Origin of the sequence: Mesorhizobium sp. M0862, assembly GCF_040319795.1 — a bacterium.
In the GTDB taxonomy this organism is placed as follows: Bacteria; Pseudomonadota; Alphaproteobacteria; order Rhizobiales; family Rhizobiaceae; genus Mesorhizobium.
On sequence record NZ_JAMYOJ010000015.1, the window covers coordinates 1 to 13,678 of the forward strand.

The window sequence follows — 13,678 nt, forward strand, 5'->3', positions numbered from 1 at the left end:
CCCACACACTATCTCACACCCCCCCCCCCCCACCCCCCCCCCCCCCCCGCCCGCGGGCGGCCCCCCCTCACCCCCACCCCCCCCCCCCCCCCCCCCCCCCCCCCCCCCCCCCCCCCCCCCCGACCCTCCCCACAAGGGGGAGGGTGAAGACCCCACCATCTGCCTCGCCTTGTCGATCGCGATGTACTCGAGCTGACCGCCGCCGATCGTGCCAAAAGTCGCCGCCTGCGAGACGAGCATGAAGGCGCCCTTCTCGCGGGGGGTCGAGCCCTTGGTACTGGCCACTTCGACCAAGGCAAACCGGTCGGCGCTGGCGAGAAAAGCTCTGAGGCTTTGCACTTTCGACTTCATATTTCGCATTCCCGTACGGGAAATATAGGGTTTTTCAGTCTGAATTGCACGTTTTGCCAGAATCCAGGTCAGAGTCAGGCGCTATTCTTGGCTTCACCCTTCAGCCGTTCGATCGCCATCAGCACCCGTTCTGGTGTTGCAGGAGCGTCGAGACGCGGACAGACCTTATGATCGGCCACACTTGCCACCGCGTCCGACAGCGCATGCAGCACAGACATGCCGAGCGGGAAGGGCGGTTCGCCGACCGCCTTGGAACGGTGCACCGTCGGCTCGTTGGCCTCCGGCCAGTCGGCCAGCGTGACGTTGAATATCTTCGGCCGGTCGGACGCGAGCGGGATCTTATAGGTCGACGGCGCGTGCGTGCGCAGCCGGCCCTTGTCGTCCCACCACAGTTCCTCCGTCGTCAGCCAGCCCATACCCTGGATGAAGCCGCCCTCGATCTGGCCGAGATCGATGGCGCGGTTCAGCGAGCGGCCGGTGTCATGCAATATGTCGGTGCGCTCGACGACATATTCGCCGGTCAACGTGTCGACCGAGACTTCCGAGCACGAGGCGCCATAGGCGAAATAATAGAACGGACGGCCCTCGCCCTTGTCACGGTTCCAGTGGATTTTCGGCGTCTTGTGAAAACCCGCCGCCGACAGTTGGATGCGGGCCATATAGGCCTGCTTGACGAGGTCGGTGAAGGCGATCTCCTGATTGCCGATGCGCACCCGGTTGGGCAGGAAAAGCACCTGCTCGCGCGGCACCTGGTATTTTTCGGCGGCGAAGTCGGTCAGCCGTTCCTTGATCTGGCGGGCGCCGTTCTGCGCCGCCATGCCGTTGAGGTCGGTGCCGGACGACGCCGCGGTGGCCGAAGTGTTCGGCACCTTGCCGGTGGTCGTCGCGGTGATCTTGACCTGGTCGAGGTCGATCTGGAACTCTTCCGCCACCACCTGCGCCACCTTGACGTAGAGGCCTTGCCCCATCTCGGTGCCGCCGTGATTCAGATGCACCGAACCGTCGGTGTAGACATGCACCAGCGCGCCGGCCTGGTTGTAGTGGGTGGCCGTGAAAGAGATGCCGAATTTGACCGGCGTCAGCGCCAGGCCGCGCTTGATGAAGCGGCTGTTGGCGTTGAAGGCCTGGATGATGCGGCGGCGCCCCGCATAGTCGGCGCTCGCCTCCAGCTCGGCGACGATGCGGTGGATGATGTTGTCCTCGACCGTCTGGTGATACGGGGTGACGTTGCGGCCCCCGTCTTTATCACCACTGGTGCCATAAAAATTCTGCTTGCGGATTTCGAGCGGGTCCTTGCCGACGGCAAAGGCAACCTCGTCGATGACGCGTTCGGCGCCGACCATCCCTTGCGGGCCGCCGAAGCCGCGAAACGCCGTGTTCGACACGGTGTTGGTGTAAAGCGGCGCCGATTGCGCATGCACCGCCGGCCAGAAATAGGTGTTATCGCAATGGAACAGCGCGCGGTCGGTGACCGGGCCGGACAGGTCCGATGAAAAGCCGCAACGCGCCGCGAACATGAAGTCGACGCCAAGAATGTTGCCGGCGTCGTCGAAACCTACTTCGTAGTCGACGAGGAAGTCATGGCGCTTGCCGGTGGCAATCATGTCGTCGTCACGGTCGGGCCGAATCTTGACCGCGCGATGGTGTTTCTTGGCGGCGATCGCCGCCAATGCCGCAAACTGGTTGCCTTGCGTCTCCTTCCCGCCGAAGCCACCGCCCATACGGCGGATTTCCACCGTGATGGCATTGCTCGGCACGCCCAGCGCATGGCTGACCATATGCTGGACTTCGCTCGGATGCTGGGTCGAGGAATAGATGGTGACGTCCTGGTCCTCGCCGGGAATGGCCACTGCGATATGGCCTTCGAGATAGAAATGCTCTTGGCCGCCGATGCGCATCTTGCCCTTCAGCCGGCGGGGCGCCGCCTTGATCGCGGCAGCGGCATCGCCACGCTTCAGCGTGAGCGGCGGCGTGACCAGCTTGTCCTTGCGGGGGTCGAGATCGCCAATGTCGGTGACGAAAGGCAATGGACTGTATTCGACCTTGGCCAGCCGGGTGGCGCGGCGCGCCTGTTCGCGCGTCTTGGCAATAACGCAGAAGATCGGCTGACCATAAAACTGCACCTTGTCGTCGGCCAGCACCGGCTCGTCGTGTCGACCGGTCGGCGAAATGTCATTTTCGCCCGGAACGTCCTTGGCCGTCAGCACATCGACGACGCCCGGCGCCGCGCGCACCGCCGACAGATCCATTTTGCTGATCGTCGCATGCGTCGCCGTGGACAGGCCGAGGCAGCCATGCAGCATGCCCGCCGGTTCCGGCATATCGTCGATATAGACCGCGCTGCCGCTGACATGCTTGTGCGCGGAATCGTGGCGCTGGTCGGCGGCGACGCCACCGGAAATCTTCTGCGCCTTGAGATCTGGAGAGGCGTGCTTGTTCATCAGGCCGCCTCGTTGCGTGACACCTGGAACGGCGCCTTGCTGCCGCTGGTTTCGGCAAAAAAGCGCAGCAGCAGGTTCCTGGCCGCCAGCGCCCGGTACTCGGCCGATGCCCGCATATCGGTCAGCGGGGTGAAATCGCCGGCATATTCAGCCATGGCCGCTTCCACCGTTGTCTCCGTCCACGGCTTGCCGAGCAGCGCTTTTTCGACACCGAAAGCCCGCTTCGGGGTGGCCGCCATGCCGCCATAGGCGATGCATATATCGGCCACGGTTCCGTCCTTGGCCAAGTCGAGGAAAAAGGCGCCAAGGGCTGCGGTGATGTCCTCGTCGCGGCGCTTGGTGATCTTGTAGACGGCAAACTTCGTGCCCTTGGCCGGCACGGGAACGTGCACGGCCTCGACGAATTCGCCTGGCTGCCGGTCCTGCTTGCCATAGGCGATGAAGAAATCCTCGAGCGCGATGGTGCGCCGCTTCTTGCCGCGGCGCAGCGTCAGTTGCGCACCAAGCGCGATCAGGGGCGGCGGCGTGTCGCCGATCGGCGAGCCATTGGCGATGTTGCCGCCGATGGTGCCCATGTTTCGTACCTGTTCGCCGCCGATGCGGTCGAACAATGGCCCGAGCGCGGGGATGCGCTTGGCCAGTGTCGCGAAGGCGTCGGTGTAGGTAACGCCGGCGCCGATGGTGATGACGTCATTGTCTTCGGAGATCGCGCACAGCCCCTCGAGATTGCCGATGAAGACTACCGGTGAGATGTCGCGCATGTGCTTGGTGACCCACAGGCCGACGTCGGTCGAGCCGGCGACAACAGTGGCGTCGGGTTCCTTATCCAGTACAGCGGCGAAATCATCGGCGTTGGCCGGGACGACCAACCTCAGCTTGCCGGCGCCGATTTCGACGCGGGCACCGTCATGCATAGCCTCGAGCCTGGCGGTGATCGCCTTGCGCTCGGCCGCCAGCGGATCCTTCGCCGCCTTGCCGTAGCTGGAGATGGCACGCGCGGCGCGCATGATTGCCTCATAGCCGGTGCAGCGGCAAAGATTGCCTTGCAAGGCCTTCTCGATCGCCGCATTCGACGGGTCCGGCGACTTCATCCACAAGCCGTAGAGCGACATGACGAAGCCCGGCGTGCAGAAGCCGCATTGCGAAGCGTGGAAATCGACCATCGCCTGCTGCACCGGATGCAATTGGCCAGGCGCGCCGCGCAGATGCTCGACGGTGACGACATGGGTGCCGTCGAGCGAACCGAGGAAACGGATGCAGGCGTTGACGCTTTCATAAACCAGCTTGCCGGCGGACAATTTTCCGACCAGGACCGTGCAGGCGCCGCAATCGCCCTCGGCGCAGCCTTCCTTGGTGCCGCGCAGCGAGCGGTCGAGCCGCAGCCAGTCGAGCAAGGTCGCGTCGGGCGCCACCGACGACAGCGCGACATCCCTGCCATTGAGGATGAAGCGGATCTCGTTGCGTATTGTGATCTTGGCCATGCGTCAGCTCCCCCTGTAGGTCGAGTAGCCATAAGGAGAGATAAGCAACGGCACATGATAATGCACGGATTCCGCCATGCCGAAGCGGATCGGCACACTGTCGAGGAAGGCCGGTTCCGGCAGTTTGGTGCCCTGGCCGCGTAGATAGTCACCGGCGGCGAACACCAGTTCGTATTCGCCGAGGCGGAATTCCGCTCCTGCCAGCAGCGGCGCATCGCAGCGGCCGTCGGCATTTGTGACGACGGTCTTCAAATGTATCCGCGCGTCGCTCTCAAGATGATAAAGCGCGATCGACAGGCCCGCCGCCGGCTTGCCGGTCGCGGTGTCGAGCACATGCGTCGTCAGACGTCCGCCATCGGCTTTCGACGTTTCTGCCACTGGCGCCTCCCATTTCCGATACAGCCGAACAAAGCAGTGAATTGTGCGCCAATTAAAGGCGATGCATAAGTCCCGGTCGAGCGGAGTGGCACAAAAACACTTTCAAAAATTTCGGGGGAATGCGCGAGCAACCCTTTCGACTATCCTGATCACAACTTCCGGCAGCGTCCGGCGGGGAGGGGCAATGCGTTACTCTAGAGACATGCGCGGCTACGGAGCCAATCCGCCGGATCCGAAATGGCCGGGCGGTGCGCATGTGGCCGTCCAATTCGTCGTCAACTACGAGGAAGGCGGCGAGAACTGCGTGCTGCACGGCGACAAGGCCTCGGAAGCCTTCCTGTCGGAAATCGTCGGCGCCGCGCCCTGGGTCGGCCTGCGCCACTGGAACATGGAATCGATCTACGAATATGGCGCGCGGGCAGGCTTCTGGCGGCTGCTGCGCCTGTTCAGCGAGGCGCAAGTGCCGGTGACCTGCTATGGGGTCGCCTCAGCATTAGCCCGGTCGCCCGACCAGGTGGCGGCGATGCAGGAGGCCGGCTGGGAAATGGCCTCGCACGGCCTGAAATGGATCGACTACCGCGACCACAGCGCCGAGGACGAGCGCCGCGACCTCGAAGCGGCGATCAAGCTGCACTACGAGGTGACGGGCCAACGGCCGACCGGCTGGTACACCGGCCGCACCTCGGTCAATACGGTGCGGTTGGTGGCCGAAGAGGGCGGCTTCGACTATGTGTCGGACACTTATGACGACGAACTGCCCTACTGGTTCGAGCACAGCGGCGGCGCGCAACTCGTCATCCCCTACACGCTCGATGCCAACGACATGCGTTTCGCCACGCCGCAGGGATTCAATTCCGGCGACCAGTTCTTCGCCTATTTGAAGGACAGTTTCGACACGCTCTTTGCCGAGGGCAAAGCGGGCCGGCCGCGGATGATGAACATCGGCCTGCATTGCCGCCTCGTCGGACGTCCTGGTCGGGTGGCGGCGCTGAAGCGCTTCGTCGACTATGTGAAATCGCACGACAAGGTCTGGCTGGCGCGGCGGATCGATATCGCCAGGCACTGGCAGAAGAACCACCCCTACCAGCCGGCGGCGCTCAAGCCGTCGAAGATGGAGTTCGAAACCTTCGTCGACACTTTCGGCGGCGTGTTCGAACATTCGCCCTGGATCGCCGAACGTGCCTATGAGCTGGAGCTTGGGCCGGCGCATGACAGCGCCGGCGGCCTGCACAATGCGCTCTGCCGCGTCTTCCGCGCCGCCAGCGAAACCGAGCGGATCGGCGTCCTCAACGCCCATCCCGATCTCGCTGGCAAACTGGCCGAAGCGAGACGCCTCACTGCGGAATCCACACGCGAGCAGGCCTCCGCCGGCCTCGACGCGCTGACCGACAAGGAGCGCGAGCTGTTTTCCAAGCTCAACGCCGCTTACGTCACCACCTTCGGCTTTCCCTTCATCATCGCGGTGCGGGGCAAGACCAAGGAGGAGATCCTCGCCGAGTTCGAGGCGCGCATCGGCAACAGCCGTGGCGTAGAACTCGATACCTCCTGCAAACAGGTCGAGCGCATCGCGCTGCTCCGCCTGAAAGACATGCTCCCGCTCTAATGAAATGACTGAGGGGTCAGGACCCAATGGATATGATCAAGACTGACCAGAAAACCTATTATGCACCGCATGGCGGCCATCCCGGCCAAACTGAGCTTTTGACCGGCCGCGCCGTCTTCACCGAGGCCTATGCCGTCATACCGAAGGGAGTGATGCAGGACATCGTCACCAGCCCACTGCCGTTCTGGGACGAGACCAGGGCCTGGATCATCGCCAGGCCGCTTTCGGGTTTCGCCGAGACATTTTCGCAGTACATCGTCGAGATCCTGCCTGGCGGCGGCAGCGACCGGCCCGAGCCGGACGCCGGCGCCGAGGGCGTGCTGTTCGTGGTCGAGGGCGAGTTGACCGTTTCGCTGGCCGGCAAGAAGCACGTGCTTCAAGCCGGCGGTTTTGCCTTCCTGCCGCCGGCCAGCGGCTGGACGGTGCGCAACGAAGGTCGCGACGCCGTACGCTTCCACTGGATCAGGAAGGCCTATGAGGCCGTCGACGGCATCGACGCGCCGGAAGCCCTGTTCAGCAGTGACCAGCAAGTGGCGCCGACGCCGATGCCCGGCACCGAGGGCCGCTGGGCGACGACCCGTTTCGTCGATCCGGCCGACATGCGCCACGACATGCATGTCACCATCGTCACGCTCGAGCCCGGCGCCGTCATCCCGTTTGCCGAGACGCATGTCATGGAGCACGGGCTCTATGTCTTGGAAGGCAAGGCGGTCTACCGCCTCAACCAGGACTGGGTCGAGGTCGAGGCCGGCGACTTCATGTGGCTGCGCGCCTTCTGCCCGCAGGCCTGCTACGCGGGCGGCCCAGGCAAATTCCGCTATCTCCTTTACAAGGACGTCAACCGGCACGCCAAGCTCGGCGGGGCGGGCATTGGCGGTCGCGCGCGGTGACCCGCATCACAGCGCGGCCGCTGACCCGCGAAAGCTTTGCCGGCTTCGGCGATGTCATCGACATGGGCGGCGGCAATCACTACCCGATCAATGGCGGCAAGACCGAGCGCTACCACAATCTCGCCACCGCTGAAGCCGCGGGACCGAATGCCTGCGTGCTGATCTCGATGGCGCGCGGCACGCCTTACGACCTGCCGCTGAAGCTGACCATGGTCGAGCGCCATCCCTTAGGCAGCCAGGCGTTCATCCCGCTGTCACCGCGCCCTTTCCTGGTCGTCGTCTGCCATGACGGCAAGGACGGTCCGGGCGAGCCGCACGCCTTCATCACCGCACCCGGGCAAGGCGTCAACTATCCGCGCAATCTCTGGCACGGCGTGCTGACGCCGCTCGGCGAAGCGCAGGATTTCGTCATCGTCGACCGCGGCGGTGACGGCTCCAACCTCGAAGAGTTCCATTTCTCGCACACCTACGAAATCCATCTCCCCAACGAGACCTGAGAAATGACCGACATATCGCTGATCGACCGCCTGCTCGATGTCATCGAGCACGACATCGTGCCGAAAACGGCAGAGGGCGTGGCCCATGGGAACAAGCTGTTCGGCGCCGCCATCCTGCGGAAGGGCGACCGCTCGCTGGTGCTGGCCGAAACCAACAACGAGATGGAAAATCCGCTCTGGCATGGCGAGGTGCACTGCCTGAAGCGTTTCTATGAAATGCCGAAAGCCGAGCGCGTCGACACCAAGGACGCCATCTTCATCGCCACGCATGAGCCCTGCTCGCTCTGCCTGTCGGCGATCACCTGGACCGGCTTCGACAATTTCTACTACCTCTTCAGCCACGAGGATTCACGCGACAGCTTTGCGATCCCGCACGATCTGAAAATCCTGAAAGAGGTCTTCACTCTTGATCCCGGCGGCTACAATGCCGAGAACGCTTATTGGAAGAGTTTTTCCATTCGCAGGCTGGTGCGGACGCTGCCCGAGGCCGAGCGCGGCCGGCTTGAGGCAAGGATCGGCAATATTTCCGCCCGCTACGACGAACTGTCCGGCGCTTATCAGGCGCGCAAGGCCGAAAACGACATTCCGCTGAACTGACGCGGATTGCCTAGCCTACCTTCGCGTTTTTCAGCACCTCGTTGATCCTGGCCTGCCAGCCCTTGCCGGTCGCCTTGAATTTACTGATGACATCCTGATCCAGACGGATGGACACGACTTGCTTAGGCTTCTCCACGGCTGGCCGGCCACGAGCACGCCTTATGCTCTCGAAAAGTTCTGGAAACACTTCCGCGAAAGGCCTGGCTTGCGCCAACTGTTCGTCTGTCGTCTCCGCATCGTCGGGATCATCAACAATTTGTCTTTGAATTTCCACTTCCTCCGCATCGGTAAGCGGTCGAACACGCGATTTAGGATTGTTCATATACTGACCTTTCCTTTCGGCTGGCACGGCGCATCGAGATCACCTCCGAACCAAGCGGCTTGAAAATCACGGCCAGGATGATCTCTCCGAATTCGCCAATCGCCTTGAACCGGTCGGCCTTGGCTGGAAGGACGGTTGAAGTCGCAAAAAAACTCAATATCGAGTTCGGCAAAATCGAGACCCCGGCTGTCCAGGTTCGTCACGCGCTTTGGCTCATCCCAAACGATTTTCAGGCGAAATCCTCATCACGTTGGGTTCAGTTAATAAATGTAATACATTAATTATAATCCTGCAACATCAGGGCAAAACAATCGGGCTACATATCGTGGCGTCGTCGCGGCGACACCGGCCGTCGCCCGTTTGACTTCATGACATGCCCGCTCCATGCGTCACTGACATCCTGGAGCATCGCATGAAAACCATCACCGAATTTCCCCGCAAGGTCGTCGAATTCCCCGATATGGGCATCGTCATGCCGGATGGTTGCCGGCTGTCGGCGCGGGTTTGGATGCCGGAGGACGCCAGCAGCGATCCGGTGCCGGCGATCCTCGAGCACCTGCCCTACCGCAAGCGCGACGGCACCATCTTTCGCGATCAGCTGACGCATCCCTATTTTGCCGGCCACGGCTACGCCTCGATCCGCCTCGACATGCGCGGCAATGGCGATTCCGAAGGTCTGATGGACGACGAATATTCCGAGCAGGAATTGCAGGACGCCTGCGATGTGATTGCCTGGGCGGCAGCACAGCCCTGGTGCAACGGCAGTGTCGGCATGATGGGCATTTCCTGGGGTGGCTTCAACTGCCTGCAGGTGGCGGCCAAGCAGCCGCCGGCGCTGAAGTCGGTGATCAGCCTGTGCTCGACCGTCGACCGCTACGCCGATGACATCCACTACAAGGGCGGCTGCCTTTTGACGGAAAATTTCGGCTGGGCCTCGACCATGTTGTCCTATTCGTCGCGACCGCCGGATCCGCTGATTGCGGGCAACCGCTGGCGCGACCTCTGGCTGACGCGGCTGGAGAACCAGTCTTTCCTTCTGCCGCTCTGGCTCAGCCATCAGCATCGCGACGCCTATTGGAAACGCGGTTCGATCTGCGAGGATTTCTCCGCGGTCAAAGCCGCCGTGCTGTCGATCGGCGGCTGGCATGACGGCTACCGCAACACGATTTCGCATCTGGTCACCAACATCCAGGCGCCGGTGAAGGGCATTGTCGGGCCATGGATCCACAAATACCCGCATTATGCCGAACCCAAACCCGCCATCGGCTTCCTGCAGGAGGCTTTGCGCTGGTGGGACAGCTGGTTGAAGGGCGTCGACACCGGCGTCGAGGCCGACCCGGACTACCGCGCCTATGTCATGGACAGTGTGCGGCCGGCGCGCTGGCACCCGGAGCGGCCGGGCCGTTGGGTGGCCGAACAGGAATGGCCGTCTCCCAACATCAAGGTCGGGGCGATCGAACTCATTGCTGACGGCGTCAGGCCGGCGATCGTGGCGACCCCGCAAAGCTGCGGGCTCGCCGGCGGCGAATATTTTCCCTTCACCTTTGGCCCGGAACTGCCCGGCGACCAGCGCCCGGACGATGCGCTGTCCGTCTGCTTCGATCAGCCTGTGCTTGCCGAGGCACTCGACATCGTCGGCGCGCCGGAGCTTCTCATCCGGGTGTCGTCCGATCGCCCGCAGGCGAACATCGCGGTGCGGCTGTGCGACGTGCACCCCGACGGCGCCTCGGAACTGATCTCCTACGGCGTGCTCAACCTGACGCATCGCGCTTCGCACGAACAGCCGCAAGCGCTGGTGCCGGGCGAAACGGTTTCGGCGCGCGTTATTCTCGACCAGTGCGCCTACCGCGTGCCGGCCGGACACCGCCTGCGCATCGCTGTTTCCAACGCTTACTGGCCGATGATCTGGCCGTCGCCGGAGCCGGTGCGGCTCGACCTTTCAGCGGCGACGCTGAGGCTGCCGCTGCGCCCGCTCGCAACAAGCGACGAGACTTCATTCCAGTCTCCCGAAGGCGCAACACCCTGGGCAACCGCGACAGTTCGTGCAGCGAATTCCGAGCGTCACGTCGATCGCGATGAGAAGACCGGCATCGTCACGCTCTCGATCACGGATGATTTCGGCGAAGTGCGCGATCTCGCGCATGGACTGGCCAATGGCAGCATTGCCCGCGAGAGCTGGACGATCCATCCCTACGACCCGCTGTCTGCCTCGGGCCGGACGCACTGGACGCAGACCTTGTCGCGAAACGGATGGTCGGTGCGCACCGAGACATCGGCTGAAATGCGCAGCGACGCGCAAAACTTCGTCGTCAGCGCCAGAATCGAAGCCTATGAGGGCGAAACGCTGGTTTTCGAACGCGATTTCGAAGAGACGATCCCGCGCGACCTGCTCTGAGCGTCCACGCGACTGGTCCAGTTGCGACGCACGATTTACGCCACGGCATGTCGCATTCCGTCTTGCTTACCGCTTTGCCTTCCGGTCAATATCCCTTTGGTAACAACAAGCAAAAAACGACCATAAGGTCGAACCAACAGAGTGAGGAACTCAAATGTCCAACGAACTCGAATATCTGAGCCGGCGCGTTGCGTCCGGCAAGCTGAGCCGTCGTGATTTCCTCGGCCGCGCCGCAGCACTCGGCGTCACAGCGCCCTTCGCCAATATGCTGCTTTCCAGTGCGGCTCGCGCGGAAGGCCCGGTCAAGGGCGGCACGCTGAAGGCCGGCCTCGTAGGCGGCGAATCCACGAACAGCCTGGACCCGGCTTTGTTCATGACGCAAGTGCCGTTCGCCTTTGGCAAGATGTGGGGCGAGCTGATCGTCGAGCTGTCCCCGGAAGGCAAACTCGAGAACCGCATCGCCGAAGAGATCGGCTCGTCGGACGACGCCAAGGTGTGGACGCTGAAAATCCGCGACGGCGTCGAATTCCACAACGGCAAGACGGTGACCGCTGAGGATGTGGCGGCAACCCTCGAGCGCCATTCCGATGAAAAATCGAAGTCCGGCGCGCTGGGCTACATGAAAGGCATCGATAGCATCAAGGCCAGTGGCAAGGAAGTCGTCCTGACGCTGAAGGAGGCCAACGCCGACCTTCCCTATCTCCTCAGCGACTACCACCTCATCGTCCAGCCCAACGGCGGCAAGGACAAGGCGGATGCCGGCATCTCGGCAGGACCCTACAAGGTCACCACCAACGAGCCCGGCGTGCGCCATGGCGGCGAGCGCTTCGCCAATTACTGGCAGGCCGACAAGATGGGCCATGCCGACCAGATCGAGATCATCGTCATCAACGACGCGACCGCGCGCACGGCGGCCCTGCAGGGCGGCCAGGTCAACATGATCAACCGCGTCGAGCCGAAGATCGTCGACCTCATCAAGCGCGTACCGGGCGTCACCATCCGCAACCATGCCGGCCCCGGCCACTATGTCTTCATCATGCATTGCAACACCGCGCCCTTCGACAACAGCGACCTGCGCATGGCGCTGAAGCTCGCGATCGACCGCGAAGAGATGCTGAACAAGGTGCTGCGCGGCTACGGCTCGCTCGGCAACGACTTCCCGATCAATTCGTCCTATCCGCTGTTTTCCGAGATCGAGCAGCGCAAATATGATCCCGACAAGGCCAAGTTCCACTACAAGAAGTCGGGCCATGACGGCACCGTGCTGCTGCGCACCTCCGACGTCGCCTTCCCGGGCGCGGTCGACGCCTCGCAGCTCTTCCAGCAGAGCGCGGCCAAGGCCGGCATCAAGATCGAGCTCAAGCGCGAGCCCGGCGACGGCTACTGGAACGAGGTCTGGAACAAGCAGCCCTTCTGCGCCTCCTATTGGGGCGGCCGCTCGACCCAGGACCAGATGTACTCGACCGCCTATCTGTCGACCGCCGACTGGAACGACACCCGTTTCAAGCGTCCGGACTTCGACAAGCTGGTGCTGGCCGCACGCGCCGAACTCGACGAGACCAAGCGCAAGCAGATGTACCACGACATGGCCGTGCTGGTGCGCGACGAGGGCGGCCTGATCCTGCCGATGTTCAATCAGTTCATCGATGCGACAGGCGCCAAGGTCGGCGGCTGGGTAGACGATCCGCATCAGGAGCTGATGAACGGCTACGCGCTGGCGAAGTGCTGGCTCGAAGCCTGAGCCCGGCTTTGCGGATATGTCCTCACCCGTCGTGAAACTTGTGGCCCAGCGCGTTGCGCTGGGCATCGTCCTCTTGCTGGCCGTTTCGGTCCTGATCTTCGCCGGCACCCAGATCCTGCCCGGCGACGTCGCGCAAGCCATTCTCGGACAGTCGGCGACGCCGGAATCGCTCGCCAATCTGCGCGAGCAGCTCGGCCTGAATCAGCCGGCTTACATCAGGTATTTCCATTGGCTAGGCGGTGTGCTCACCGGCGATCTTGGCACGGCGATGTCGAGCGGCCAGGATATTGCCACGTCGATCAAGGGGCGGCTGTGGAACACGCTGTTCCTCGCCTTCTGGGCTGCGATCGTGGCCGTGCCGCTGGCCATCATCCTCGGCCTGATCGCCGTGCGTTACCGCAATGGCTGGGTCGACAAGCTGATCTCCGGCCTGGCGCTCGCCTCGACATCTTTCCCGGAATTCTTCATCGGCTATGTGCTCGTCTATTTCTTTGCCGTGAAGTATCAATGGTTCCCGGCCATTTCCACGGTCTATGACGGCATGCCGTTCGGTGAGCGCATGCAGGCGATCGCGTTGCCAGCCACCGCGCTGACGCTGGTTGTGCTGGCGCATATGATGCGTATGACCCGCGCGGCCATCCTCAACGTCATGCAGTCGGCCTATGTCGAGACGGCAGAACTGAAAGGCCTGTCGGCCTTCAACGTCATCCGCAAGCATGCGTTCCCCAATGCCATAGCGCCGATCATCAACGTCGTCATGCTCAACCTCGCCTACCTCATCGTCGGCGTCGTCGTGGTCGAGGTGATCTTTGTCTATCCCGGCATGGGACAATATCTGGTCGACCACGTCACCAAGCGCGACGTGCCGGTGGTGCAGGCGGTCGGCCTGGTCTTCGCCGCCGTTTATATCAGCCTGAACATCATTGCGGACATCGGGGCGATCGTCGCCAATCCGCGCCTCAGACATCCGAAATAGGCGGCG

11 protein-coding genes and 2 pseudogenes are annotated in these 13,678 nt (G+C 62.9%); 7 read left to right on the forward strand and 6 right to left on the reverse strand.

The window, feature by feature from the left end:
- Positions 1–144: 144 nt before the first annotated feature.
- The 4 genes and pseudogenes from NKI15_RS21545 to uraH form a co-directional block, all read right to left on the reverse strand.
- Positions 145–351 (reverse strand): annotated as a pseudogene (locus NKI15_RS21545) (XdhC family protein); the annotation flags it as partial.
- A gap of 74 nt (positions 352–425) precedes the next feature.
- On the reverse strand, positions 426–2,792 hold the full coding sequence (xdhB, locus tag NKI15_RS21550) for a xanthine dehydrogenase molybdopterin binding subunit (protein WP_352886897.1): 2,367 nt from the start codon (positions 2,790–2,792) through the stop codon (positions 426–428).
- A complete protein-coding gene (gene xdhA / locus NKI15_RS21555; protein WP_023823872.1) occupies positions 2,792–4,273 on the reverse strand; it encodes a xanthine dehydrogenase small subunit in 1,482 nt (493 codons plus the stop codon). Before xdhA ends, xdhB begins: the two co-directional genes overlap by 1 nt.
- A 3-nt stretch (positions 4,274–4,276) precedes the next feature.
- A complete protein-coding gene (gene uraH / locus NKI15_RS21560) occupies positions 4,277–4,651 on the reverse strand; it encodes a hydroxyisourate hydrolase (RefSeq protein WP_023694734.1) in 375 nt (124 codons plus the stop codon).
- Positions 4,652–4,835: 184 nt separating this feature from the next.
- Between uraH and puuE the strand changes: the two genes are divergently transcribed.
- From puuE to NKI15_RS21580, 4 genes are read left to right on the forward strand one after another with little or no spacing between them, the layout of a single operon-like run.
- Positions 4,836–6,254 (forward strand): allantoinase PuuE, encoded by a 1,419-nt coding sequence (gene puuE / locus NKI15_RS21565; protein ID WP_023700408.1) that lies wholly within the window; start codon positions 4,836–4,838, stop codon positions 6,252–6,254.
- A 32-nt stretch (positions 6,255–6,286) separates the two neighbouring features.
- Positions 6,287–7,144: a bifunctional allantoicase/(S)-ureidoglycine aminohydrolase gene (locus NKI15_RS21570; protein ID WP_460221814.1), complete on the forward strand. Its 858-nt coding sequence runs from the start codon at positions 6,287–6,289 to the stop codon at positions 7,142–7,144.
- The gene (locus tag NKI15_RS21575; protein ID WP_023700406.1) at positions 7,141–7,641 is read left to right on the forward strand and encodes an ureidoglycolate lyase; all 501 of its coding nucleotides are present in this window, start codon (positions 7,141–7,143) and stop codon (positions 7,639–7,641) included. Before NKI15_RS21570 ends, NKI15_RS21575 begins: the two co-directional genes overlap by 4 nt.
- Positions 7,642–7,644: 3 nt before the next feature.
- The gene (locus tag NKI15_RS21580) at positions 7,645–8,238 is read left to right on the forward strand and encodes a nucleoside deaminase (RefSeq protein ID WP_023742576.1); all 594 of its coding nucleotides are present in this window, start codon (positions 7,645–7,647) and stop codon (positions 8,236–8,238) included.
- A 10-nt stretch (positions 8,239–8,248) separates the two neighbouring features.
- On the opposite strand, the gene NKI15_RS21585 is transcribed toward NKI15_RS21580, so the two are convergent.
- Together NKI15_RS21585 and NKI15_RS21590 are read right to left on the reverse strand one after the other, a co-directional pair.
- Positions 8,249–8,560: a BrnA antitoxin family protein gene (locus NKI15_RS21585; protein ID WP_023671384.1), complete on the reverse strand. Its 312-nt coding sequence runs from the start codon at positions 8,558–8,560 to the stop codon at positions 8,249–8,251.
- Positions 8,547–8,793, reverse strand: a pseudogene (locus tag NKI15_RS21590) (BrnT family toxin). The gene NKI15_RS21585 and the pseudogene NKI15_RS21590 overlap by 14 nt, the downstream one beginning before the upstream one ends.
- A 179-nt stretch (positions 8,794–8,972) precedes the next feature.
- Here NKI15_RS21590 and NKI15_RS21595 point away from each other — a divergent pair.
- The 3 genes from NKI15_RS21595 to NKI15_RS21605 all read left to right on the forward strand — a co-directional run bounded on the left by NKI15_RS21595 (position 8,973) and on the right by NKI15_RS21605 (position 13,672).
- Positions 8,973–10,955, forward strand: a complete 1,983-nt coding sequence (locus tag NKI15_RS21595; RefSeq protein WP_352514618.1) for a CocE/NonD family hydrolase — start codon at positions 8,973–8,975, stop codon at positions 10,953–10,955.
- A gap of 154 nt (positions 10,956–11,109) precedes the next feature.
- A complete protein-coding gene (locus NKI15_RS21600; protein WP_023671387.1) occupies positions 11,110–12,696 on the forward strand; it encodes an ABC transporter substrate-binding protein in 1,587 nt (528 codons plus the stop codon).
- A 16-nt stretch (positions 12,697–12,712) separates the two neighbouring features.
- Positions 12,713–13,672 carry an ABC transporter permease gene (locus NKI15_RS21605; RefSeq protein ID WP_023671388.1) on the forward strand — a complete coding sequence of 320 codons (960 nt, stop codon included), beginning with the start codon at positions 12,713–12,715 and terminating at the stop codon, positions 13,670–13,672.
- Positions 13,673–13,678 lie beyond the last annotated feature (6 nt).